Source organism: Pseudomonas silensiensis (assembly GCF_050434865.1).
GTDB lineage: Bacteria > Pseudomonadota > Gammaproteobacteria > Pseudomonadales > Pseudomonadaceae > Aquipseudomonas > Aquipseudomonas fluorescens_W.
This window is the reverse complement of the sequence record NZ_JBNDJH010000042.1, coordinates 1-23,576: the sequence shown is the minus strand read 5'-3', so window position 1 is coordinate 23,576 and position 23,576 is coordinate 1. Positions and strand designations below refer to the sequence as shown.

The window sequence follows — 23,576 nt, the reverse complement described above, 5'->3', positions numbered from 1 at the left end:
GCAATGAGCAAGATCGCAGTCATCGGCAGCAACATGGTGGATTTGATCACCTACATCGATCGCATGCCGGCCCAGGGTGAGACGCTCGAAGCGCCGGGGTTTGCCCTCGGGTGTGGCGGCAAGGGTGCCAATCAGGCGGTTGCTGCCGCCAAGCTTGGGGCGGATGTGTTGATGCTCACCAAGGTCGGCGATGACCTGTTTGCCGACAACACCCTGGCCAACTTCCAGCGCTTTGGCATCGACAACCGTTACGTGCAACGCGTGCCCGGCGTGTCCAGCGGGGTGGCACCGATCTTCGTTCAGGCTGACTCGCACAACAGCATCCTCATCGTCAAAGGCGCCAACGCACATCTGCTCCCGGCAGATATCGACGCGGCCGCGCAGGCGTTGCGCGAGTGTTCGCTGATCGTTCTGCAGCTCGAAATCAACATCGACACCGTTTACTACGCCATCGAGTTCGGCCGCGCACACAACATTCCGGTGCTGCTCAACCCGGCACCGGCCTTGTCGGGCCTGAGCCTTGAACACCTGGCGCAACTGGATTTCCTGGTGCCCAACGAGTCCGAGCTGGCACTGATTACCGGCCAGGTTGTGGACTCGCCGGAGTCAGCCCATAACGCCGCCCAGACATTGGTTGCCAGCGGTATTCGCCACGTCATCGTGACCCTCGGCCAGCAAGGCGCGCTGTATGTCGGCGAGGAGGGCGAGTTTCAGATTCCCGGTCTGAGTGTTGCCGCGCGCGACACCACCGGGGCAGGAGACGCCTTTATCGGTTGCTTCATTCATCACTGGAGTCGCGACCGCGATATCCGCGCCGCCATGACCCAGGCCGTGGCGTATTCCGCCTGCTCGGTCACGGGCCTTGGCACCCAGACGTCCTACCCGGACGCCCACGCATTCGCTGAATTTCAGCGCAGCCTCGACGCCTGACGTTGAGGTGATTCACCGCTCCAACATCCCGAAGCTCATCACGGAGAACAACAATGACAAAACCTCCGCTCCAACAGACGTCCGATGGTTTCTACCTGAACCGCACGCCCTGGTTCGCCTTCATTTTGCTGTGCAGTATCTTCGCGTTATGGGCAGCCGCCGCGAGCATGAACGACGTGCTCATCGCGCATTTCAAGAAGGCTTTTCTGCTCAGCGACTTCCAGACGGCGTTCGTGCAGTCGGCGTTTTATCTGGGCTATTTCTTCGTGGCGATTCCGGCCGCACTGGTGGTCCGGCGTTTCAGCTACAAGACCACCATCCTGATCGGCCTGATGCTGTACATGTTCGGTTGCCTGTTGTTCTTCCCGGCGGCATCGACCGCCAAGTACGGCATGTTCCTGCTGGCACTGTTTGTGATTGCGGCGGGGCTGTCGTTCCTCGAGACCGCCTGCAACACCTACTCGACATTGATGGGCCCGCGTGAAACCGGCACCCGTCGCCTGAATATTTCCCAGACTTTCCACCCGTTCGGTGCGATGGCCGGGGTGTATGTCGGCAGCTTTGTGATGTTCAAGGACACCGACGCGACCCGCGAGCAACTCACGCAAATGAGCGCCTCGGACGCAGCGATCCAGCAGCTGCAAATGATCCAGTCCACGTTGCTGCCGTACAAATGGATGATCGCCGTGCTGGTGCTGATGTTCATCCTGATCGCCATCACCCGGTTTCCCGCGTGCAAAGGCAATCAACCGAGCAGCAAGAAAACCGCCAGTCTCGGCCAGAGCCTGTCGCGGCTGTGGCGCAACAAGCGCTTCACCTTTGGTGTGTTGGCACAGTTTCTCTATGTCGGGGCCCAGGTCGGTGTCTGGAGTTTCACCATCCGTTTGGCCATGCAATTGGGCGGCATGAACGAGCGCAGTGCCTCGTGGTTTCTGCTGACGACGTTTGCCGCGTACTTTGTCGGCAAGCTGATCGCCAACGTGCTGATGCGCAAATTGCACCCGGCCAAGGTGTTGGCGGTGTATGGCGTGCTGTGCATCGCGTTGCTGGCTTATACGATTCTGGTGCCGAACATCACGGCGGTGTACGCAGCCGTTGGCGTGAGCGTGTTCCTCGGTCCGTGCTGGCCGACCATCTACGGCCTGACGATTGACGGCCTGGGCGAAGACACCGGTGTCGGCGGTTCGCTGCTGGTGATGAGCATTGTCGGTGGCGGGGTGATTCCGATCTTCCAGGGCCTGCTGTCCGATTACAGCGGCGGCAACATGCAACTGGCCTATAGCGTGCCGCTGCTGTGCTTCATCGTGATCGTGATGTACGCGGTGCGTTGCCTGCGTCATTCCGACAGCGAACGGGCACCGGTGGGTGCGGTGGTTGCGTCATGACTACGCGGATCAATCTTCATCCGTCGCAGTTTGGTGAGGCGCGCCGAACCTTGCTGGAATCCGAGGCTTTCACCGTCAGCGCCTGGGTCTATCCCAGTGGCGTGCTGGCGGTGGAATTGGCCAATCATCGCGGCAGTCTCGTGGTGCTGCCGTATCAGGGGCAGATGATCTGGTCCGCCGTGTTCGACGGTTGCGACCTGACCATGCGCAACCTGTTCAGCCAGCCCAGACCCAGCCCGACGGTGATCGGCACCTACGGCTGCTTCATGTTCCACAGCGGCCTGCTGCGCAACGGTTGCCCGAGCCCCGAGGACGATCATCCGCTACACGGTGAGATGCCTTGCGCGGCGATGGATCGCGCCTGGCTGGAGGTCGGTGAGGACAGCATCGGTCAATACCTGCGGTTGGGTGGCGAGTACGAATACGTGCAGGGTTTTGGTGACCATTATCGGGCGAGCCCGAGCGTGACTTTACGGGCTGACTCAGGGCTGTTCGACATCGCCATGCAGGTGACCAATCTCGCGGGCAAACCGATGGACCTGATGTACATGGCGCACATGAATTACGCCTATGTCGAAGGCGCTCGTTTCATCGAACCCTTGGGTTTCGAACGTGTGCGCCTGCGCACGAGCGTGCCGGCCCATGTGAAACCGACACCGGCCTGGAGCCGTTACATGGAAGAGTTGGCAGTTGCGCCGGAACAGTTCCAGTGCCTGGATCGACCCGCGCTCTATGATCCCGAGATCGTGTTTTTCTTCGACGACGTGCGGGCGGATGACAGCGGCCATGCGCACTTTCTGCTGAGCCATCCGGACGGTGCGGCGTTCTACACGCGCTACCGCCCTGACCAATTCGAGCATGCAGCACGCTGGATTCTGCATAACGCCGATCAACACGTGGCGGCGTTCGTGCTGCCGGCCACGTGCGAACCGGAAGGCTATCGCGCCGAGTCTGCCAAGGGCCATGTGCGTTCGCTGGCGGCAGGGGCGACGGCTGATTTCAGCGTCACCACTGGCTACCTGAGTGCAGTGGAACAACAGGCCCTGATCAGATGATCAACTGCGCGCCGCTGGCAGTAATGGCGTCGCGATAGGCCTTGGGGATTTTCTTGTCGCTGACCACGAACTGAAAGTCTTCAAGGTTGGCGAAGTGCGCAGTGCGCACCGTGTCGAACTTGCTGTGGTCGGCCAGTAGCAGCCGCTGTTGTGCCTGACGCATGACCTTCTGCTTGACCTCCACTTCATTGAAGTTGAAGCAGGTTACGCCGAAGTCCTGGCTGATGCCGGCAGCGGAGACGAAGGCCCAGGTCAGGCGCACGCTGTCGAGGATGCCGGTTTCGCTCTGATTCTCGAACACCTGGTTCTTGCGGTGGAACGTGCCGCCGCACAGCACGATGTGGCAGTTGGGCTTTTGCGAGAGTTTGAGCAGCACGTTCAGGGAGTTGCACACAGCCGTGAACTCGAGTTCGTCGGGGATGAAGTCGACCACGAAAGGCGTGGTGGTGCCGCAGTCGAAGAACACCGTGTCGCCCGGCTGGATAAACCCGGCGGCGAGTTTGCCGATACGGCGTTTTTCTTCGACGTGGCGGGTGTCCTGTTCGGCCACGCGGTAATCGCCGGGCTCGCTGCCGTCGTGAATTTTCGTGATGTAGCCACCGAGCAGCCGCAGGTGGTCGGTGTATTTGCTCAGGTCGCGGCGCAGGGTCATCTCGGACACGTCCAGCAACGCCGCCATCTCGCGCAGATGAATGGCGCTCTGGTCTTGCAGGGCTTGTTGAATCAGCTTGAGACGCTCGGCTTTTTTACTGTCCACAGGTATTCCGGGGTTGATTGTTGGTGTTATTTAAGTAACATTATTTGTTAGATTTGTAACGTTTTTGCGCAAGTCACCCTCGATTGTGGCGCAGGGGCATTTGAATATACAAACAGGAGTTTTTGCGATGGCACACCTTGAACCCCAAGCGTTGGCGCAGTACATCGATCATACCTTGCTGGCGCCCGATGCTTCCCGCGAGCAAATCGCAACGTTGTGCCGCGAAGCCGTAGAACACGGCTTCTATTCGGTGTGCGTGAATTCGGGACAGGTCCCTCATGCCGCTCAGTGCCTTGCCGGACAACGCGTCAACATCTGCGCGGTGGTCGGCTTCCCGCTGGGTGCCGGCCTGAGCGAGACCAAAGCCTTCGAAGCCGAGCGGGCGATTGCCGCCGGTGCCGGGGAGGTCGACATGGTGTTGAACATTGGCGGGTTGAAAGACGGTTTGTTCGATCTGGTGCGCGACGACATCGCCCAGGTCAAACAGGCCTGCGGCAGTGTGCCGCTGAAAGTCATTCTGGAAAACTGCCTGCTCACCGACGCCGAAAAAGTGAAGGCCTGCCAGATTTGCCGTGATTTGAATGTCGCTTTCGTCAAAACATCGACCGGCTTCAGCCGCAGCGGTGCCACCGTGGAAGATGTCGCCCTGATGCGCCGCACCGTTGGCGCGGTCATCGGGGTCAAGGCTTCCGGTGGCGTACGCGATTACCCGACCGCACTGGCGATGATCGAGGCCGGCGCCACGCGACTGGGCACCAGTTCGGGCATCGCGATCATCAGCGGCGCCCAAGCGGCGGGTGAGGGGTACTGATCAGTCCACACGCAAGACGATCTTGCCGATGTGATCACCCGCTTCCATCCGGGCATGAGCCTGCGACGCGTCGGTAAGCGAATAGACCTTGTCGATCATCGGCAGGCAACGCCCGGCGGCCAGTACGGGCCAGACATACTCGCGCAACTGTTCGGCGATCGAGGCTTTTTCTTCACGGGTGCGCGCACGCATCAGTGAGCCAGTGATCGTCGCACGTTTGCCAAGGATCGCCATCAGGTCAACGTCTTTGGCATGAGCACCACCGAGAAAGCCCAGCATCACCAGCCGACCGTCCATGCCCAGCGCCGCGATATTCTGATTCAGGTACGAACCGCCCATGATGTCGAGGATGACATTGACGCCCTTGCCGGCGGTTCTTTCCTGGATGACCTGGACGAAGTCCTGATCGCGATAGTTGATCGCCTCGGCGCCCAGCTGACGGATCGCCGCGCATTTTTCCTCACTGCCCGCCGTGGCGAACGCCTTGACGCCGAATTCGCGGCAGAGCATCAGCGCGGTGGTGCCGATGCCGCTGGTGCCGCCATGAATCAACGCGCGCTGGCCTTTGCTGGCGCCGCCCATGTCGAACAGATTGGCCCACACCGTGAAGAACGTTTCCGGGACCGCTGCGGCGTGCACCCAATCCATCCCTTCAGGCATCGGCAACGTCTGGCTGGCCGGTGCAACGCAATACTGTGCGTAACCGCCGCCGTTGGTCAGCGCACAGACGTTATCGCCGACGATGAATTCGTTGACGCCTGCGCCGATGGCGACCACTTCACCGGCCACTTCCAGACCGGGAATCGGACTCATGCCGGGTTTCATCGGGTACTTGCCGGCGCGTTGAATCACGTCGGGGCGGTTGACCCCGGCAGCGTGCACGCGAATCAGCACTTCGCCTGCACCGGCGGTTGGAACCGGTTCCTGGCGTGGCTTTAAAACCTCCGGGCCACCCGGTTCGGTGATTTCAATCAGGGTCATGGTTTGGGGCAGATTCATGTCGGCGTCCTGTTGTGAAGGTGTTCAGAAAGTGGGACCGCGTCTTGGCGGGGAAAATCAAAAGATCGTAGGCTTCATGGGCAACTCAACGGAGTCGGCTGATCGCGACGATTCAACAAAGCCATCCCCGGTTCCAGTAACAGTGCGACCACAATGGCGCCGGCTGCAATGACAAACAACAACGCGTGATCGCCGCCGCTGGCGTTGAACAACGCCGAATACGCAAACCCGGCAATGGCCTGAAATGTGGCGAACGAAACCGTCGCGCGGCTCCAGGCAGTCTGCTGCTGATGATGCTGTGGGATCAGTTCGTGAACCCGTGCCAGTGCCAGTGGGACGATGCCCGGCGGGAATGAGCCGAGGATCACCGCCAGCAAGGCCAGCACTGCAAAAGAACTCGATAGCGAAAGCAGGCCGACGGCAATCGCTTGCACCACCAGCACCAGCCGAATGCTTTGCTTCGCGCCCAGTTGATCGGCCAGAAAGCCATAACTCACCGGCCCGATAATCGCGCCAACGCCATACATCACCCAGATCAGTGCACCGATGTGCGAGCCGGCACCGAGCCCGCGGGCCACGTAATCCACCAGGAACACCATCGCTGGCACAAGTCCGGCGGCCATGAACGCGTATTGGGCGAACAACAGGTACACCCGCGAGTCAGTTGGTGTCGACGAAGTGTTATCCAGCGCCGTGGCGGTCGCGTGGTGCGAGTCTGATGGCCAGCCGAACCAGCTCGCAGCGGTCAGTAGCAGTGAAAGAAGACCGAGGCCAAACCAGGTTTGTTGCAAGCCAAGGCTCAGCAGCGGTGGAACAATCGTTCCCGATCCGGCAATGCCCAGGCCGATGCCCAGAAAAATCGCACCGCTGGCCAAGCCTCTGCGGGACGCCGGCACATGGGGCAGCACCGTGGCAGCCACCAGCACCATGATTGCGCCACCGGCAACACCCGACAGCAGGCGCCAGCCGAAGAACCAGCTCACCGACAACGGAAAACCACAGGCGAAAAACGACAAGGTCACGGCGAGCATCATCAGACGCAGGGCCGTTGTATTGGAGGTGCGTTGGGCCAAAGGACGGCCGATCAGTGCGCCGATCAGATAGCCGACCAGGTTGGCGGCGCCGAGGTAGACCACGTCACTGGCCGAAAACCAGTGCGCCTGGATCAATGATGGAATCAACGGTGTGTAAGCAAAGCGCGCCAGGCCAATGCTGACCAGGCTGGCGCAGAGGCCGGCGAAGATCGGCAGCCAGATCGCGTTGCGCGGGGTGGGCGAGGTGCTGTGCATGATGACGGTCCTGTGGGTTTTGCTGGCCTCCAGCCTATCGTGGTTTGTTGTTGCAATAATGCAGCGATTTCGCGCTAGTGTGATGCATCTATGCATCAGTTGGGGGCCGTATGAATTGGGATGACGCGCGGGTGTTTCTGGCGGTGTGCCGAGAGTCGACACTTAGAGGCGCGGCGCGAGTGTTGGGGGTCGATCAGGCCACGGTCGGCCGGCGGATCACGGCGCTGGAAAAGTCCTTGAGTGCCACGCTATTCCTGCGCACCTCCGAGGGTTATGCGTTGACGGCTGTCGGCGAAGCCGCGTTGCGTGCGGTGGAAAAAATGGAGCATTCGGCACTTGAACTGGAGCGCCGGATTCAAGGCCTCGACGATCGACTGACCGGGCTCGTAAGGGTCAGCACCACGGACTCCCTGGCCATCGACTTCCTGATCCCGGCGATTGCTCGCCTGCATCAACAGCACCCCGACGTGCGCGTGCAACTGGACGCGTCCACGCAAATGATCAGCCTGGCCAAGCGCGAAGCCGATATCGCGGTGCGTAATGCCCGGCCGGACAACCCTGACCTGATCGCACGGCGCATCGCCCGCTGGCCAGTGGGGCTTTTCGCGTCTCAAGCGTATGTCGATGCCCATGGTACGCCGGAGCCGGGCTCGGCGTTTGAGGGGCATGATCTGGTGGTGTATCAGCCGTATCTGCAAGGCAACAAAGACATGACGCTGGTCTCGGAACCGCTGGGTCGCGGGCGCATTGTTTCAAGCCTGAGTTCCAGCCTGCTGGTGCGCCGATCCATTGCTGCAGGGATCGGGCTCGGGGAAATTCCGGTGTACATGGGGGAGAGGGACGGACTGGTCAGGTTGTGGCCGGAGCGCACGCGACCGGTGCCGTATGATGTGTGGCTGGTGACGCATGCGGACTTGCGGCATACCGCCAGAGTCCGTGTAGTGATTGATGAAATTGTCGCGGTGTTTTCCGGTACTGGCGAGTAATGCGTAAAACCTGTAGCAGCTGGCGAAGCCTGCGTTCGGCTGCGAAGCAGTCGTGAAATCAGACGCTGCGGTCTTTATGACACACCGCGTGCGCTGGGTTTACGACTGCTTCGCAGCCGAACGCAGGCTTCGCCAGCTGCTACAGATCGCGGGTGACCGTTATGGCATTTCCGGCAGTTCTTGAGGGCGCAGATCGAACACCAGCACTTCAGCATCGACGCCATTGCTCAACGTCAGCACCTGTTCATCGCGAACCCGCACGCCATCGCCTTCCTGCAACGGCACGCCGTTGAGCTCGACGCTGCCACGGGCCACATGCACATAGGCATAGCGGTTGGCGGCCAATTCCAGAGTGGCGCTTTCCTTACCGTCGATGAGCGCGGCATACACCCGTGCATCCTGACGCACCTTCAGCGAACCCTTCGCCCCGTCGGGGGAGATGATCAGTTGCAGACGGCCGCGTTTCTTCTGCGTGCTGAAGTGCTCTTGCTGATAACGCGGTTTGGCGCCGCTGACTTCGGGCACGATCCAGATTTGCAGGAAGTGCACCGGCCGGGTGCTCGAGTGGTTGTATTCGCTGTGCGCCACGCCGCTGCCGGCGCTCATCAACTGCACGTCACCGGGGCGGATCACCGAGCCGGTGCCCAGGGTGTCTTTGTGTTCCAAAGCACCTTCGAGCACATAAGAGAAAATCTCCATGTCGCGGTGCGGGTGCTGGCCGAAACCTTTGCCGGCGGCAACCCGGTCATCGTTGATCACCAGCAGGTCGGAAAAACCCTGCTCTTTGGGGTTGCGATAGTTGGCGAAGGAAAAGGTATGGAACGACTTCAACCAACCGTGATTGGCCGCACCGCGATCGGAAGCCTTGCGAAGGGTCAGCATGATGAAATCTCCTGTGAGGACGTTGATTCGTCCGAGTGAGGAGAAGGTTAATGGTTACTGACTGGTGCAATAAGTAGATGAAAATTGAAATACTGTCGCGTTCAGGTTGACAGTTATGTGCGTACGCCACATTTGGCCATAATGCACGGCATCTCTTATCTGCTGAACACCAAACCCCTGTGGGATTGGTGTTTGGCAGATGGACTTTCTTTTGACTTCAGTGATTTGAACCATGAAAACCGTGGCTATGGTGTTGTTCCCGGACTTTCTCCTGCTGGACATGGCAGGCCCGATGGAAGTGTTTTCCATCGCCAATCGATATCTGGCAGCGGATGATCGTTACGAACTGTCGACCATCGGCACCGAACATGGCGCACTGCGCGCCTCCAACGGCGTCAACGTCCAGGCCGATTTGCACATCGACCAGGCAGATCGGGCGTTTGACCTGTTGCTGGTGCCGGGCGGTCCGGGTGCCTACAACGAAAAACATCCACCGTTGTTGTGTTGGCTCAAAGCCGCGGTCGGTCGCGCCGAACGATACGGCTCGATCTGCACCGGCGCATTTGTGCTGGGGCATGCCGGTTTGCTGGACGGTTATCGCGTGACCACCCACTGGCATTACACCGAACGACTGATCAAAGGCTTCCCCAAGGCCACCGTCGAGACCGATCAGATTTACGTGCAGGACCGCAACCTCATCACCTCCGGCGGCGTCACTGCCGGCATCGACCTTGCACTGTCGGTGGTCGCCGAAGACCATGGCAAGAAAGTCGCCCAGGACGTGGCCAAGGTATTGCTGGTGGTCATGAAGCGCCAGGGTGGGCAGGCGCAGTTCAGCCCGTTGATGGCCTCTGTCGCACCGCAGGAAACGCCGATCACTCGCGTGCAGAACTATGTGCTCGAACACCTCGATGAAGCATTCAGCATCGACCGCATGGCCAGCCTGGCGAACATGAGTGCGCGGCACTTCGCCCGGATGTTTGCTCGGGAAGTGAACATAACGCCGATGGAATTTCTGCAAAGTGCACGTATCGACAGCGCCAGGAGTCTGCTGGAAACCAGCGACTTGCCGCTCAAGACAGTGGCGTTCAAAAGTGGCTTCGGCAGCGTGCGGCACATGCGTTTTCTGTTCAGTGAAAAGCTTGGTTTGACGCCGACCCAATACCGCGAACAGTTCAGCTAGAGCGCTCTTGTCCGTTGTGCGCACCGTGATGGCTGTGACGCTCCCATCATGGCCGTTGAACGGTCACTGATGCCTGCCAAGATATCTTGAACGCTTTGCAATGGAGGTGCGGGAGCCTGGAAGGCGGGTGCAAGGGATGTTGCTGCACTGTGAGCCGGGCCAGGTTTCAGCACGTGAATGTGCATGAACAGCCTCAGAGATTTAAACAGCGATGCGGTGCTGCGATTCGGCCCCTATGCATTCCACCTGCGGCAACGGTTGATCCTTGACGGTGATCGACCGCTGCGCATGGGCGGTCGGGCACTGGATATCCTCCAGGTGCTGGTCGAGCGCGCTGGCAACGTGGTCAGCAAAGACGAACTGATTGCTCACGTCTGGCCGACTTCGGTGGTCGAGGAAATCAACCTGCGCGTGCACATTGCGGCCCTGCGTCGGGCGCTTGGCGACGGGCAGAATGGTCAGCGCTACATCGTCAACATTCCCCAATGCGGTTATAGCTTTATCGCCCCGGTGCAGCCAGCGTCCGCGGGCACTCAGGTCTTGATCGAGACCATTCAAAAACATCAGCACAACCTGCCTGCACGACTCACGCCGGTGACCGGCCGGGATTCGATGGTCGGCAGTCTCGTCCGGCAGTTGCCGGTTCGGCGTCTCATGACGCTGGTTGGCCCCGGCGGCGTCGGCAAGACCACCGTGGCGTTGCGTGTCGCCGAACTGCTGTTGCAGCACTATGAAGATGGCGCGTGGCTGGTTGATTTCGCGACGATCGAAGACCCCGCGCGAGTGGTCGATCATCTGATCCAGGGTCTCGAGCTGGAGATCGGCACCACGCTGGACGTGCTGGCAAACCGGCACGCGTTGCTGGTGCTCGACAACTGCGAACACCTGCGCGAACGCTGCCGAATCCTGGTGGAAGATTTACTGAGGTCGGCGCCTCGGCTGTCCATTCTGGTGACCAGCCGTGAACCGTTGCAGGCGCAGGGGGAAACGGTCCAGCATCTGCCATCCCTGGCAGTGCCGCCGGTGTCGGCGTTGAATAGCGTCGCCGAAGCCATGGGCTATTCGGCGGTGCAGTTGTTCGTCAGCCGTGCCCGGGCCCGCCAGCAAGGGTTTGTCCTGCGCGAGCAAGACCTCAAGGTAGTCCGTAAAATCTGCCGGCGTCTCGACGGTCTGCCACTGGCGATCGAACTGGCGGCGGCGCAGATCGATGCACTGGCGTTGGTGGGCTTGCAAGCGCAACTGGACAACTGTTTTCAGTTGCTGACCCTGGGCCGGCGCACCGCTGTGCCTCGGCATCAAACCCTCAAGGCGGCGCTGGACTGGAGCTATGAGCGGTTGAGCCTGCTGGAACAGACTGTGTTGCAGCGTCTGTCGGTGTTCAAGATGTCCTTTACCTTCGAGGCAGCTATGGGCGTGAGCAGTTGCGCGATGCTCAAACCCGAGCAACTGGCGCCGCTGGTGGAACGCCTTGTGGCCAAATCGTTGCTCTCGAAGGGGCAGGTTAACGGCATACACCGTTATCGCTTTCTCAACACGACGCGTGCGTATGCGCAGGAGAAGCTCGAACACAGCGGCCACCTGCGTGTGTTCGAAAGGCGCTACTCGCAATACATCAGCCGGGGGCAATGGGTCTCAGGTGGGCAATTGCCCATGGAGCTCATCGAGTAACCGCCGGACTTTGCTCAGGTCCGGCGTGGCGAATCCCTCGGTGAACCGGTTGTAGATCGGCGCCAGCAGCTCATGGGCTTGCTGATACAAGCCCTGACGCTGCCAAAGTTGCGCCAGCGAGGTGGCGCTTCGCAGTTCCCAAGCCAGGGCGCCCTGAAGTTTCGCCACGTTCAATGCTCTGATCAGCACGGCCTCGGCCGCTTCGGTTTTCAGTGGGCAATCCTCGGCCAGCAGCGCATTAGCCCGGGCCCGCAGAACTTCCGCCGTGCTCCAGCCGGCCGTACCGGTGTCGGCCCGTTGCAACAGGGCGTCATCGACGAAACCGCAATCCAGCGTGACCATGATGTCCTTGATCAGCCCCACGCCTGGCTGAAGCGGCAAGTGCGCCTCGGCGCCGTCGATCACCTGCGCATAGTGCCGGGCCCAGGTGTAGAACAGCAGCACCGAGTGTTTCTGTGCTTGTTCCAGCAACAGGCGCAAGAGTTCACGAGCGGTACGGGTATCGCCGTTGTAGTGAGCGATCGGGCAGCCGGCCAGCGCCAGGGTGTAGCAGATGGACGTGCCGTGGTTGATCTGGATCGCAATGTCCAGCGCTTGCCGGGCGGTGCGCCAGGCTTGTTCCGGGTGCCCCTGCAACCAGAGGATGCGCGCCAGAATCGTCAGGGCGGCGACACTCTGATCGTAGTGCACGCCAAAACCGTAGGTGAAGCGGTTGAGGTGGCCGCTCTGGGCCATGCGCTGAAGGACCTGTTCTGCATTCATCCGCGCCTGCTGCTGGTCCCCGGCAAAGTGCAACGCCAGCACCCGCAAGCGATGCGTGCTGAGGGACAACACCGCATCGCCATGCAGCCCCAACCGATCGAATTGCCGGCTCTGTTCCAGGGCCATTTGATAATCGGCGCAACAGAGATTGACCGCCATGTGCCCGGACACCGCACGCAACTGACCGGCCAAATCGTTGCAATGTTTGGCCAGGATTCTGGCGCTGACGAACGCCTCGACGGTTTCTGCCGTGCCGACCTGAGTGTGATAGCAAGAACTGCCGAGGGCGAGATGCAGGGCTATTTTCAGCTGCGGGCAAGGATCGGACGTTGCATCGAGCAGTGCCAGCGCCCTACGCACGTACATACCGTGCTCCTTGAGCAGTGACAGTTCCTGCCACAGCGGCGTGGAAGCTGCCGTCAGGCGGATCGCCAACGCCTGCGGCCCTTGTCCGTTCAAGCCCCAGTCGAGGGCCGAACGAATGTCCTCCAGACTGCGGGCGTAACGCTCGATCCACGTGCTTGTCGGAATCAGCTCCCACTCGTGCTGGGCTTGATTCATCAACGCCAGGCAGCGCTCGGCGTGACGTTTGCGGGTACCGGGCAGGTCGGCGGCCTGGTCGAGTTTTTCCAGGGCATAGCTGCGGGTGGTGTCGAGCAATCGGTAGAACACCTCTTCGTCACCCACTTCCACGTTCAGCAGCGATTTGGCCACCAGTTGCGTGATCGAGCCAAACACTGCCTGCGGTTCGATGTGTTCGCCGACGATCACCGCCGCCGCCGATTCCAGGGTGAAGCCGCCTCTGAACACACCCAGTCGGCGCAGACAGGTTTGTTCGCAGGCACTCAGCAGTTCGAAGCTCCAGTCCAGCGTAGCACGCAGGGTTTGGTGTCGGCCCAACGTGGTCTGACAACCCTGGGTGAGCAGGCGAAAACTGCCTTGGAGTTGGGTCAGCAATCCGCTTAATCCGAGGCCGCTGACTTGCGCGGCCGCTAATTCGATCGCCAGTGGAATACCGTCCAGGCGCCGGCAGATTTCAATCGCCAGCGGCAACTCGTCATCGGTCAGTTCGAAGCTGTCATTGCTGGCCATCGCGCGTTCAACGAACAACTGCAGGGCGGAAAATGTAAGGGCCTGAGCGCGGTCCGGTACGGCAATGGGGGGAGGGCAGTCCAGCGACTCCAGGCGCTGAACACATTCACCTTCGGCTCGCAGGCTCTCACGGCTGGTGGCCAGAATGTGCACCTCTGGCGCGGCGCGCAAGATGCTCTCGCTCAGCAATGCGATGGCGTCGACCAGGTGTTCGCAGTTGTCGATCACCAGCAGCATCTGCCGGTCGCGCAGGAACGCGGCGAGGCCGCTCATCGGCTCGGCGTCGTGCAAGGACAGCCCGAGCAATGTCGCCAGGTGAGCGGTGATCACCGACGGATCGTTGATCGGCGCCAGGTCCAGCAGACGAATGCCATCCCGGTAGCGCCCGATCAGTTGTTCGGCGACACGCAGGGCCACGGTGGTCTTGCCGATCCCGCCGGGGCCGACCAGGGTAATAAAACGCTGGCGTGACAGCTGGACCATCAGGTTATCGACGAGGGACTGGCGGCCGATCATGCGGGTTCGACGAACGGGAAGGTTGTGACCGCTCGGCGCGGGCGCTTCGCTTCCTGGAAGGTGCTCGATGTGCTCCAGCGAATAAGGCGCCACAAAGCTGTACCCGCGCTGCGCCACGGTGACGATGTAACGCTGGCCGGCCTGGCCGTCACCGAGGGCCTTGCGCAATGCGGCCATGTGCACTCGCAGGTTGATGTCTTCCACCACGCTTTTGGGCCAGACCCCGGCGATCAGCGTTTGTTTGCTGACGACCTTCCCGGCGTGTTCCAAAAGGATCAACAGAATGTCCATGGCACGCCGACCCAGGCGCAGGGGCTGGTCGGCCTCCATGACCAGACGTTGTCCGGGATAGATCCGGTAGGGGCCGAAATGGATGGCTTGTTCGGGGGGAAGGGTCAACGTGTCACTCCTGCTTGCCGCCGTCTGGTACGCGGTTTCCGAGCATATTCGTCAGGTTTTTACGGCAGCGCAATACGCTGGCCGGATGACGCTGCAATGTCCGCCTGGCCCGCAGGTTTTCGGCTCTTGTTCATGAGTTCCGTATTTATTGGGCGCGATGGTCTTGAAGGTATCGCTGAGGCTTTTGGCGCGCCAAAGAAAATTAACAACGTTTAACTCGTGCTGCGTCTGGTCTACGCCCAAAACTCTCATCCTTCAAGTTTACCGAAGGCACCTGCCTTCCCGATGTAAAGGGATTGATACGACAAGAGGACGCCGGAATGAGCAACGTGGTGGTGGTCTATCACAGTGGCTATGGGCACACCCGCGTCATGGCTGAAGCCGTGGCCCAAGGTGTGGAAAGGCACCTGGGAAGTACCTGCCAGCTGATTTCGGTCGAGGACGTGGACCGGCACTGGGACCATTTGCACAACGCCGACGCAATCATCTTCGGCGCGCCGACCTACATGGGCAGCGCCTCGGCCCCCTTCAAGGGGTTCATGGAAGCCACTGCGGCGTTCTATCTGGCCCAACCCTGGCGCGACAAACTGGCGGCCGGCTTCACCAATTCCGGCTGCCTGTGCGGCGACAAACTCAATACCTTGCTGCAGATGGCAGTGTTCGCCGCGCAGCATTCAATGATCTGGGTCGGCCTCGACCTGCTGCCGGCGCGTTCGAGCACGGGCGTGTTCGATGGGCAAATGAATCGCCTGGGTAGCTCGCTCGGCGCGATGGCTCAGTCGAACGTCGAACAGTCTCCGGACTTTGCTCCACCGCCCGAAGATCGCTGCACCGCCGCGCACCTCGGCGAGCGGGTGGCGCGACTCGCCGAACGCATGGGCCACTCACCGGTTTGAAACACCCCAACACTCGCTAAGGAGATATCGCATGAGTACATTCACGACCCGAGACGGCACCGAGATTTATTACAAGGACTGGGGCACCGGTCAGCCTATTGTCTTCAGCCACGGCTGGCCGTTGAACGCCGACAGCTGGGAATCGCAAATGATCTTCCTGGCCTCCAAAGGCTACCGGGTGATCGCCCATGATCGCCGCGGTCATGGCCGCTCCAGCCAGCCATGGACCGGCAACGACATGGACACCTACGCCGATGACCTGGCGCAGTTGATCGAGTTATTGGATCTGCAAAACGTCGTGCTGTTCGGCTTCTCCACCGGCGGCGGCGAAGTGGCGCGTTACATTGGTCGTCATGGCACCGGGCGCGTGGCCAAGGCCGGGCTGATTTCTTCGGTGCCGCCGCTGATGCTCAAGACGGAAGCCAACCCCGGGGGCCTGCCGATCGAAGTGTTTGACGGCATTCGCGAGGCGTCCCTGGCCGACCGTTCGCAGCTTTACATCAACCTCGCAAGCGGTCCGTTCTTCGGCTTCAATAAACCGGACGCCCAGTCATCTCAGGGCATGATCGACTGGTTCTGGATGCAAGGCATGACCTCCGGCCACAAGAACGCTTATGACTGCATCAAGGCGTTCTCCGAAACCGACTTCACCGAAGACCTGAAGAAGTTCGACATACCGACGCTGGTGGTGCATGGCGATGCTGACCAGGTGGTGCCGATCGAAGCGGCGGGCATTGCCTCTGCAAAACTGGTGAAAGGATCTACGTTGAAGATCTACCCCGGCGCTCCCCATGGCTTGACGGATACCCACAAGGATCAGCTCAACGCTGATCTGTTGGCATTTTTGAAGAACTAGACCCCCCTCGATCCTTTGCCATGGAAACTCTGTAGCAGCTGTCGAGCCCCAGCGAGGCTGCGTTCGGCTGCGTAGCCGTCGTGAAACCTGATGACGCGGTTTACCTGAAACACTGCGTTGGCCGATTTTACGACTGCTGCGCAGCCGAACGCAGCCTCGCAAGCTCGACAGCTGCTACAGAGCCGAACGCAGAGCTGCTACGAAGCTTGCGGTGTCGCCTTTATTGCGGGTGTAGTTGAGCGGTGTAGGCGGGGCGTTGGGGCAGGGCGCGCACAATCTTGCAACGCCACGCAAACGGAGTGATGCCTTCATTGCGAGTGAAGATGTGGCAGAAATGCGCCTGATCGCAGAAACCGCATTCGAGGCTGATTTGCGTCAGCGTCAGGTCGGTGCTCTGGATCAATTGCTTGGCGCGGGCGATGCGCTGGTGGCGAATCCAGTCTTGCGGCGAGAGCCCTGTGCTGCACTTGAACGCGCGGGAGAAATGACTGCGCGAAAGGGCGCAGGCGCGGGCCAGTTCCGTCACTTCAACGGTTTCGCCGAGGCGTTCGAGGATCAGTTGCTTGGCCAGGCTTTCGCGCCAAGGCGTCAGGCCGCCGGTGGTTTTTTTGAGGGGGTCAGTGGTCGTCGCGCGAGCGACATTTTGCTGGGAATGGGCCATGACCAATATCCAAGTCGATGAGCTTCATTCTTGGACGCAGGGCTCTGGCCGGCGAGTTAAACGTTGTTAATTTCGTTGGTGCGCGGTGATGAACAACCACGTGACTCAGCACATGGCTGCAATTTCCATGGGCGTGTCCCGTGCAGAATCGACGTCATACGGCGGCGTTGTGCGTGGCCGCTTTTCTGACTCGAACAAGGATGAAGGCATGAAACATTCTCTGGTTTGCGCGCTGGGGCTCGCGGTAGCGCTGGCGTCCGGCATTTCCTCGGCTCAGGCGCCGGTGCAAGTCGGCACACAAGCGCCGGGCTATTTCCGCCTGGCGGTAGGCGATTACGAGGTGACGGCGTTGTTCGACGGCTACAACGATCTGTCGCCGAAACTGCTCAAGGGCCTGACCCAAAGTCAGATCCGCGCGCTGCTGGCCCGTCGCTCGATTGAAACACCGGGCGTACAAACCGCGTTCAACGCCTTTCTGATCAACACTGGCAAGCAGTTGATCCTCGTCGATACCGGCGCCGGCCAGTGCATTGGTGCTACAGCCGGGATGCTGTCAGACAATATGAAAGCCGCCGGTTATGAGCCTGCGCAGGTCGATACGATTTTGTTGACCCACCTGCATTTGGACCATGTCTGCGGACTGGTCGATGGCCAACAGAAACCGATTTTCGCCAACGCCACGGTCTTTGCTGCGAAGGCAGAAGCCGACTACTGGCTTGATCCCCAGGCCCTCAGCAAGGCGCCCGAGGGTGCCAGGCCGTACTTCAAAATTGCCCAGGACTCGACCGCGCCATACGTTGCGGCAGGGCGCTTCAAGACTTTCGCTGCCGGTCAGTCGCCAGTACCGGGTGTAGTCGAAGCGGAACTGGAAACCGGGCACACGCCGGGCAGCACCACTTACCGCTTCACCTCGCAGGGGCAGAGCATTCTGTTCATGGGCGATCTGGTGCATAACCTGGCGGTGCAGTTCGAGCACCCTGAAGTGTCGATTGGCTTTGACGTCAACAGTCAGCAGGCGATCAAGAGTCGCGCCAAGGTTTTCAGCGATGCAGCGGCGAGCAAAGTCTGGGTAACGGCGGCGCATTTGCCGTTTCCGGGCATCGGCCATATCACTGCAGAGGGCAAGCATTTCCAATGGATACCGGTGGAGTACGGTCCTTACAAACGTGCGGCCAACGTACCGCTGATCGAGTAAAGTCCTGCGCTTGGTACCTGCCTGAACACACGAGGGAATCTGCCTGTGAACCGTAACGATCTGCGCCGCGTCGACATGAACCTGTTAGTGATTTTCGAAGCGTTGATGTTCGAAAAGAACCTTACCCGTGTTGCTGAAAAACTGTTCATGGGGCAGCCGGCGGTGAGTGCGGCGCTGGGGCGGTTGCGGGATCTGTTCGACGATCCGCTGCTGTTGCGCAATGGCCGCGGGATGGAGCCGACGGCGCGGGCACTGGCGATCCTCAAGGAGCTGCAACCGGCGATGGATGTGATTTCCGGGGCGGTGAGCCGAGCTAAAGAATTCGATCCCGCTTCAAGCTGCGACGTGTTCCGCATTGGCCTGTCGGACGACGCCGAGTTCGGCTTGTTTCCGCCGTTGTTGAGCCAGCTTCGGGAAGAGGCTCCAGGGATCCTCGTGGTCGTGCGGCGGGCGAATTATTTGCTGATGCCGGCGTTGCTGGCGTCCGGGGAGATTTCGGTGGGGGTGAGTTACACCACGGATTTGCCGGCCAACGCCAAGCGCAAGACGTTGCGGGATATTCCATGCAAGGTGCTGCGCGGTGACAAACGGCCGGGGACGCTTTCGCTGGATGAATACTGTGAACGACCCCATGCGATGGTGTCGTTTTCGGGGGATTTGAGCGGCAACATTGATCTTGATCTCGCGAAGATCGGACGAAGTCGGCGGGTGGTGTTGGGCGTTCCGCAGTTCAGTGGGTTGCGGGCGTTGCTGGCCGGGACCGAGATGATCGCTACCGTGCCTGATTACGCCGCGTGCGCGTTGGTCGAGGGGTGTGCGTTGCGGGCCGAAGACCCGCCGTTTCCGATTGAAGCGGCGCAGCTTTCGATGGCCTGGAGCGGGGTGCATGACAACGATCCGGCGGAGCGATGGTTGCGGTTGCGGATCAGTGAGTTCATGTCGAGGCCTTTGCCGATTTCTGCTTGAACGTGGCGGCCTTCGGGCCGACCAGGTTCTTGTTGGCCGAGTACATATCCATTCCTGCGGTAACGGCGGCTGGCGGTTTCGCCCTTACGGCGACTCCCTTTGGCAAACGCCCCAAAGGAAGCAAAGGTCTCGCCCCGAGCGTCCGGCCCCTCGCTTAGGCTCGGCGTTCCTTCGCTCCGGTATCCATCCGGGGACACTGCCCTCCGGTCTGCTTCGCGACGACCTACATGCAGCGTGTTCGACTGCGTCGAACGGCGCTGCGCGCCACTCCCCGGATGAACACCTCCACTCAGCCTGCCGAAGGGGCGGGTGGATCAAGATCAAGAGCTGCAGGCGAGCTAACGCTCGGCCTGATGAGTGGTGAGAAGCGGGTGTACACCCATCCCCTGTAGGAGCTGTCGAGTGTAACGAGGCTGCGATTTTTTGATCTGGATCCAGGCTCATACGCAAAAAGAGCACACACATCCAATTTTTCCCGCCCCTGCACCGGCACTATCGAAAAACGTCCCGGCACATTGCTGCCGGTAGTTTTTCTTTTGTGCAGGTAGCCCATGAACGCTTCGCGATGGGATGAACGGGCCCAGGATTTCGGGCTGTTTTTTTTGCGGGTCAGCGGTGGTTTGTTTCTGCTGTGGGTGCATGGTTTACCGAAGCTGCTTAACTACAGCACTCAACTGCAAACCATCGAAGACCCGTTTCACCTGGGTGCGAACGTCACGCTGATGCTGGCGATTTTCGCCGAGGTGCTGTGTCCGTTACTGATCGTCGCCGGGGTGTTTGTGCGTTTGGCGTGCCTGCCGATTTTGTGTGTGCTGCTGATCGCGCTGTTGATTGTGCATCCGCAATGGAGCCTCGATGAAGGGCAGTTCGGCTGGCTGCTGATGATGTTGTTCACCAGCCTACTTATCGCCGGGCCGGGACGGCTGGCGCTCAATGTCCGTTTTCCTGGAGTTTTGCGTTATGCCTGAATCCAATCGTTTCGAAGAGGTCGTGACACTGGTCATCAAGCACAGGGTCAAGGCGGGGTTTGAAATGCCCTACGAAGCCTGGTTGCGCAACATTGTCAGCATTGCCGGGCAGCAGGAAGGGCACTTGGGCGTCGATGTGATTCGCGGCAAGAGTGCCGGTCTTGACCTGTACACCTGCGTGCTGCGCTTCTGCTCGACCGAATCGATGCAGCGCTGGCTCGATTCGCCGCAACGACTGGCGCTGGTCAACGAAGCCACGCCGATGCTCGCTGACGGCGACCAGACCGAGGTCAATCCGGTCAACGAATTCTGGTTCGCGCCGCAAGCCGACGCCGCTTCGCCGCCACCGCCACGCTGGAAGCAGGCCGTGGTGACGTTGTTGGTGATTTTGCCGCACACCTTGCTGGTGCCGCTGATCTGGGGGCCGCTGCTGCAGCTCAATACCTTCCTGTCCAATTACGTGGTCGCGACATTCCTGATCACGCTGACCATCGTCCTTTCGGTGGTGTACCTGTTCATGCCGATGGCGACGCGGTTGTTCGCGCCCTGGCTGTCCTCTTCCACTCAGCCCAAGGAAACGCGATGAACGCCGATCTGATTTTATTCAATGGTCAATTTCATACCGTTGACCGTGAAAACCCACGCGCCAGCGCTGTAGCGATCAGCGATGGTCGCTTTGTCGCAGTCGGCACCGATGCGCAAGCCATGGCCCTGCGCGGTTCGGGCACACAGGTCATCGATCTCAAGGGTCGCTGCGTCATTCCCGGTCTCAACGACTCGCACTTGCACCTGATCCGTGGAGGCCTCAACTACAACCTCGAACTGCGCTGGGAAGGCGTGCCGTCGTTGGCGGATGCGTTGCGCATGCTCAAGGATCAGGCTGACCGCACGCCGACGCCGCAATGGGTGCGTGTGGTCGGTGGCTGGAACGAATTCCAGTTCGCTGAAAAGCGCATGCCGACCCTCGAAGAACTCAATCAGGCCGCGCCGGATACACCGGTATTTGTCCTGCATTTGTACGACCGCGCCTTGCTCAACCGTGCCGCGTTGCGCGTGGCCGGTTACACCCGCAACACGCCGAACCCGCCGGGTGGCGAGATTGTGCGCGATGCCAACGGTGAACCGACCGGCATGCTGGTCGCCCGGCCCAACGCGATGATCCTCTACTCGACCCTGGCGAAGGGGCCGAAGTTGCCGCTGGAGTATCAGGTCAACTCCACCCGCCAATTCATGCGCGAGCTCAACCGTCTCGGCCTGACCAGCGCCATCGATGCCGGCGGCGGTTTCCAGAATTATCCGGACGATTATCAGGTGATCGAGCAGTTGGCCAAGGACCAGCAACTGACCGTTCGCATCGCCTACAACCTGTTCACCCAGAAGCCCAAGGAAGAGCTGACCGATTTCAAAAACTGGACCAGCAGCGTGACCCTGCATCAGGGCGACGATTACCTGCGGCACAACGGTGCCGGGGAAATGCTGGTGTTTTCAGCGGCGGATTTCGAGGATTTCCTTGAGCCGCGTCCGGACTTGCCGCAAACCATGGAAGACGAGCTGGAGCCGGTGGTGCGCCACTTGGTCGAGCAGCGCTGGCCGTTCCGTTTGCACGCCACGTACAACGAATCCATCAGCCGCATGCTCGACGTGTTCGAGAAGGTCAATCGCGACATTCCGTTCAACGGATTGCCGTGGTTTTTCGACCATGCCGAAACCATTACACCGCAGAACATTGAGCGGGTGAGGGCGCTGGGTGGCGGTATCGCGATTCAGGATCGCATGGCATTCCAGGGCGAATATTTCGTTGAGCGTTACGGCGCCAAAGCCGCCGAAGCGACCCCGCCGATCAAACGCATGCTGGCCGAAGGTGTGCCGGTCGGCGCCGGCACCGATGCCACGCGAGTGTCCAGCTATAACCCCTGGACTTCGCTGTACTGGATGGTCAGCGGTCGCACGGTCGGTGGCCTGGAACTGCATGCCGAGGGCTTGTCTCGTCAAACCGCGCTGGAGTTGTTTACCCACGGCAGTGCCTGGTTCTCTTCCGAGCAGGGCAAGAAAGGCATGATCAAGGTCGGCCAACTGGCTGACGTCGCCGCCTTGAGCGCGGATTTTTTCAGCGTCGACGAAGAAGCGATCAAGTGGATCGAGTCGGTGTTGACCGTGGTCGGCGGCAAGGTGGTGTACGCCGCCGGTGACTTCGAAAAACTCGGGCCGGCCAGCGTACCGGTGCTGCCGGACTGGTCGCCGGTGGTGAAAGTGCCGGGGCACTGGCGTCCGACCTCACCGATGCAGGCGCAGGTTCACCATTGCAGCGGGCCGTGCGGCGTGCATTCCCATAGCCATGAAAAGGCGCGGTTGTCGAATGCGCCGGTCAGCGATTTCGCAGGTTTCTGGGGCGCGTTCGGCTGCTCGTGCTTCGCGTTCTGACGATCAAAAAAGCGCCGACCCGTCACGTCGGCGCCGTATGTAACACCTACCCACCGAGGAGTTTCACATGAGCAACGTTCCGTACAAACGCCTGAACAAAGATGACGCCGTTGTCCTGTTGGTCGACCACCAGACAGGCCTGATCTCGCTGGTTCAGGATTTCTCGCCGAACGAATTCAAGAACAACGTGCTGGCCCTGGGTGATGTGGCCAAGTTCTTCAAGCTGCCGACCATCCTCACGACCAGCTTCGAAAACGGCCCGAACGGCCCGATGGTTCCTGAGTTGAAAGAGCAATTCCCAGACGCGCCGTATATCCCGCGTCCAGGCCAGATCAACGCCTGGGATAACGAAGATTTCGTCAAAGCCGTTAAAGCCACTGGCCGTAAGCAACTGATCATCGCCGGTGTCGTCACCGACGTTTGCGTGACGTTCCCGACGCTGTCGGCGCTGGCTGAAGGGTTTGAAGTGTTCGTGGTGACCGATGCCTCGGGTACTTTCAACGAAACCGTGCAACAAGCAGCCTGGGCGCGCATGGCGGCGGCCGGTGCTCAACTGGTGAATTGGTTCTCGGTGGCCTGCGAGCTGCAGGGCGACTGGCGCAACGACATGGAAGGCCTGGCGAACCTGCTGTCGCCGCGCATTCCGAACTACCGCAATTTGATGAACAGCTACTCGGTGCTGACGTCGAAGTAAGCCCGGCGATCCGTAAAAATGCCCGCGACTGCGCGGGCATTTTTGTGTCTGGCGAATAAGCTTTTTTTGTAGCAGCTGTGGGGGGGGCGGGGGGGGGGGGGGGCGGCCCCCCGGCCGGCGGGGGGGGGGGGGGGGGGGGGGGCGCCGGGGGGGGGGGGCGGGGGGGCGGGGGCGGACAAGCCCAGAAGAGAGAACACAGAAAAAA

The 23,576-nt window shown here is 60.5% G+C and carries 21 protein-coding genes; 15 read left to right on the top strand and 6 right to left on the bottom strand.

Translation table 11 applies throughout. The annotated features are described in order from the left end of the window. Positions 1–3: 3 nt before the first annotated feature. The 3 genes from rbsK to QF010_RS33445 are packed head-to-tail and all read left to right on the top strand — an operon-like array spanning position 4 to position 3,370. Positions 4–930 carry a ribokinase gene (gene rbsK, locus QF010_RS33455; RefSeq protein WP_429534796.1) on the top strand — a complete coding sequence of 309 codons (927 nt, stop codon included), beginning with the start codon at positions 4–6 and terminating at the stop codon, positions 928–930. 53 nt (positions 931–983) lie between these two features. Next, positions 984–2,315: an L-fucose:H+ symporter permease gene (fucP, locus tag QF010_RS33450; protein WP_033053947.1), complete on the top strand. Its 1,332-nt coding sequence runs from the start codon at positions 984–986 to the stop codon at positions 2,313–2,315. Next, on the top strand, positions 2,312–3,370 hold the full coding sequence (locus QF010_RS33445; RefSeq protein ID WP_429534795.1) for an aldose 1-epimerase family protein: 1,059 nt from the start codon (positions 2,312–2,314) through the stop codon (positions 3,368–3,370). The genes fucP and QF010_RS33445 overlap by 4 nt, the downstream gene beginning before the upstream one ends. Here the strand turns inward: QF010_RS33445 and deoR are convergent. Then, a complete protein-coding gene (gene deoR / locus QF010_RS33440; protein ID WP_033053945.1) occupies positions 3,363–4,127 on the bottom strand; it encodes a DNA-binding transcriptional repressor DeoR in 765 nt (254 codons plus the stop codon). The two genes, QF010_RS33445 and deoR, sit on opposite strands and share 8 nt — an antisense overlap. A gap of 127 nt (positions 4,128–4,254) precedes the next feature. Between deoR and deoC the strand changes: the two genes are divergently transcribed. Next, a complete protein-coding gene (deoC, locus tag QF010_RS33435; protein WP_033053943.1) occupies positions 4,255–4,938 on the top strand; it encodes a deoxyribose-phosphate aldolase in 684 nt (227 codons plus the stop codon). On the opposite strand, the gene QF010_RS33430 is transcribed toward deoC, so the two are convergent. Both QF010_RS33430 and QF010_RS33425 read right to left on the bottom strand, forming a co-directional pair. Next, positions 4,939–5,937, bottom strand: a complete 999-nt coding sequence (locus tag QF010_RS33430) for an NAD(P)H-quinone oxidoreductase (RefSeq protein ID WP_033053942.1) — start codon at positions 5,935–5,937, stop codon at positions 4,939–4,941. Positions 5,938–6,011: 74 nt separating this feature from the next. After that, complete coding sequence (locus QF010_RS33425; protein WP_033053941.1) at positions 6,012–7,226, bottom strand: YbfB/YjiJ family MFS transporter; 1,215 nt, start codon at positions 7,224–7,226, stop codon at positions 6,012–6,014. A gap of 110 nt (positions 7,227–7,336) precedes the next feature. Between QF010_RS33425 and QF010_RS33420 the strand changes: the two genes are divergently transcribed. Continuing rightward, positions 7,337–8,212 (top strand): LysR family transcriptional regulator, encoded by an 876-nt coding sequence (locus tag QF010_RS33420; RefSeq protein ID WP_429534794.1) that lies wholly within the window; start codon positions 7,337–7,339, stop codon positions 8,210–8,212. A gap of 159 nt (positions 8,213–8,371) precedes the next feature. Here the strand turns inward: QF010_RS33420 and QF010_RS33415 are convergent, their stop codons facing one another. Beyond that, positions 8,372–9,094 (bottom strand): pirin family protein, encoded by a 723-nt coding sequence (locus QF010_RS33415; RefSeq protein ID WP_429534793.1) that lies wholly within the window; start codon positions 9,092–9,094, stop codon positions 8,372–8,374. A 232-nt stretch (positions 9,095–9,326) separates the two neighbouring features. Between QF010_RS33415 and QF010_RS33410 the strand changes: the two genes are divergently transcribed. Both QF010_RS33410 and QF010_RS33405 read left to right on the top strand, forming a co-directional pair. After that, positions 9,327–10,277, top strand: a complete 951-nt coding sequence (locus QF010_RS33410) for a GlxA family transcriptional regulator (protein ID WP_429509243.1) — start codon at positions 9,327–9,329, stop codon at positions 10,275–10,277. A gap of 183 nt (positions 10,278–10,460) precedes the next feature. After that, complete coding sequence (locus QF010_RS33405; protein ID WP_429534792.1) at positions 10,461–11,945, top strand: ATP-binding protein; 1,485 nt, start codon at positions 10,461–10,463, stop codon at positions 11,943–11,945. On the opposite strand, the gene QF010_RS33400 is transcribed toward QF010_RS33405, so the two are convergent. Further along, positions 11,910–14,714: an ATP-binding protein gene (locus QF010_RS33400; protein ID WP_429534791.1), complete on the bottom strand. Its 2,805-nt coding sequence runs from the start codon at positions 14,712–14,714 to the stop codon at positions 11,910–11,912. The two genes, QF010_RS33405 and QF010_RS33400, sit on opposite strands and share 36 nt — an antisense overlap. 320 nt (positions 14,715–15,034) lie before the next feature. Between QF010_RS33400 and QF010_RS33395 the strand changes: the two genes are divergently transcribed. Then, positions 15,035–15,610 (top strand): flavodoxin family protein, encoded by a 576-nt coding sequence (locus tag QF010_RS33395; RefSeq protein WP_033058887.1) that lies wholly within the window; start codon positions 15,035–15,037, stop codon positions 15,608–15,610. Positions 15,611–15,641: 31 nt separating this feature from the next. Continuing rightward, the gene (locus QF010_RS33390; protein ID WP_033058885.1) at positions 15,642–16,466 is read left to right on the top strand and encodes an alpha/beta fold hydrolase; all 825 of its coding nucleotides are present in this window, start codon (positions 15,642–15,644) and stop codon (positions 16,464–16,466) included. A 220-nt stretch (positions 16,467–16,686) separates the two neighbouring features. Here the strand turns inward: QF010_RS33390 and QF010_RS33385 are convergent, their stop codons facing one another. Further along, positions 16,687–17,127, bottom strand: coding sequence for a helix-turn-helix domain-containing protein (locus QF010_RS33385; RefSeq protein WP_033058882.1), 441 nt, complete (start codon positions 17,125–17,127; stop codon positions 16,687–16,689). Between the two features lie 208 nt (positions 17,128–17,335). Here QF010_RS33385 and QF010_RS33380 point away from each other — a divergent pair, with 208 nt between their 5' ends. From QF010_RS33380 to ycaC, 6 genes are all read left to right on the top strand, one after another. After that, positions 17,336–18,322, top strand: coding sequence for an MBL fold metallo-hydrolase (locus QF010_RS33380; RefSeq protein WP_429534802.1), 987 nt, complete (start codon positions 17,336–17,338; stop codon positions 18,320–18,322). A gap of 45 nt (positions 18,323–18,367) precedes the next feature. Beyond that, entirely contained in the window at positions 18,368–19,288 is a 921-nt protein-coding gene (locus QF010_RS33375; protein WP_429534790.1) for a LysR substrate-binding domain-containing protein, read from the top strand. Positions 19,289–19,839: 551 nt separating this feature from the next. Beyond that, entirely contained in the window at positions 19,840–20,256 is a 417-nt protein-coding gene (locus QF010_RS33370; protein ID WP_429534789.1) for a DoxX family protein, read from the top strand. Beyond that, the gene (locus QF010_RS33365) at positions 20,249–20,842 is read left to right on the top strand and encodes an antibiotic biosynthesis monooxygenase (RefSeq protein ID WP_429534788.1); all 594 of its coding nucleotides are present in this window, start codon (positions 20,249–20,251) and stop codon (positions 20,840–20,842) included. Before QF010_RS33370 ends, QF010_RS33365 begins: the two co-directional genes overlap by 8 nt. Continuing rightward, positions 20,839–22,677 carry an amidohydrolase gene (locus tag QF010_RS33360; RefSeq protein WP_033058873.1) on the top strand — a complete coding sequence of 613 codons (1,839 nt, stop codon included), beginning with the start codon at positions 20,839–20,841 and terminating at the stop codon, positions 22,675–22,677. The genes QF010_RS33365 and QF010_RS33360 overlap by 4 nt, the downstream gene beginning before the upstream one ends. A 67-nt stretch (positions 22,678–22,744) precedes the next feature. Continuing rightward, entirely contained in the window at positions 22,745–23,371 is a 627-nt protein-coding gene (gene ycaC, locus QF010_RS33355; RefSeq protein ID WP_008032694.1) for an isochorismate family cysteine hydrolase YcaC, read from the top strand. The last annotated feature ends 205 nt before the right edge of the window (positions 23,372–23,576 follow it).

Excerpts from the sequence above, each read along its gene's own strand:
- fucP (WP_033053947.1), top strand. The coding sequence starts at position 984 with ATGACAAAACCTCCGCTCCAACAGACGTCCGATGGTTTCTACCTGAAC.
- QF010_RS33425 (WP_033053941.1), bottom strand. The coding sequence starts at position 7,226 with ATGCACAGCACCTCGCCCACCCCGCGCAACGCGATCTGGCTGCCGATC.
- QF010_RS33370 (WP_429534789.1), top strand. The coding sequence starts at position 19,840 with ATGAACGCTTCGCGATGGGATGAACGGGCCCAGGATTTCGGGCTGTTT.
- QF010_RS33395 (WP_033058887.1), top strand. The coding sequence starts at position 15,035 with ATGAGCAACGTGGTGGTGGTCTATCACAGTGGCTATGGGCACACCCGC.
- QF010_RS33380 (WP_429534802.1), top strand. The coding sequence starts at position 17,336 with ATGAAACATTCTCTGGTTTGCGCGCTGGGGCTCGCGGTAGCGCTGGCG.
- QF010_RS33420 (WP_429534794.1), top strand. The coding sequence starts at position 7,337 with ATGAATTGGGATGACGCGCGGGTGTTTCTGGCGGTGTGCCGAGAGTCG.
- QF010_RS33430 (WP_033053942.1), bottom strand. The coding sequence starts at position 5,937 with ATGAATCTGCCCCAAACCATGACCCTGATTGAAATCACCGAACCGGGT.
- ycaC (WP_008032694.1), top strand. The coding sequence starts at position 22,745 with ATGAGCAACGTTCCGTACAAACGCCTGAACAAAGATGACGCCGTTGTC.
- rbsK (WP_429534796.1), top strand. The coding sequence starts at position 4 with ATGAGCAAGATCGCAGTCATCGGCAGCAACATGGTGGATTTGATCACC.
- QF010_RS33410 (WP_429509243.1), top strand. The coding sequence starts at position 9,327 with ATGAAAACCGTGGCTATGGTGTTGTTCCCGGACTTTCTCCTGCTGGAC.
- QF010_RS33390 (WP_033058885.1), top strand. The coding sequence starts at position 15,642 with ATGAGTACATTCACGACCCGAGACGGCACCGAGATTTATTACAAGGAC.
- QF010_RS33385 (WP_033058882.1), bottom strand. The coding sequence starts at position 17,127 with ATGGCCCATTCCCAGCAAAATGTCGCTCGCGCGACGACCACTGACCCC.
- QF010_RS33415 (WP_429534793.1), bottom strand. The coding sequence starts at position 9,094 with ATGCTGACCCTTCGCAAGGCTTCCGATCGCGGTGCGGCCAATCACGGT.
- QF010_RS33405 (WP_429534792.1), top strand. The coding sequence starts at position 10,461 with ATGAACAGCCTCAGAGATTTAAACAGCGATGCGGTGCTGCGATTCGGC.
- QF010_RS33360 (WP_033058873.1), top strand. The coding sequence starts at position 20,839 with ATGAACGCCGATCTGATTTTATTCAATGGTCAATTTCATACCGTTGAC.
- QF010_RS33445 (WP_429534795.1), top strand. The coding sequence starts at position 2,312 with ATGACTACGCGGATCAATCTTCATCCGTCGCAGTTTGGTGAGGCGCGC.
- deoC (WP_033053943.1), top strand. The coding sequence starts at position 4,255 with ATGGCACACCTTGAACCCCAAGCGTTGGCGCAGTACATCGATCATACC.
- QF010_RS33365 (WP_429534788.1), top strand. The coding sequence starts at position 20,249 with ATGCCTGAATCCAATCGTTTCGAAGAGGTCGTGACACTGGTCATCAAG.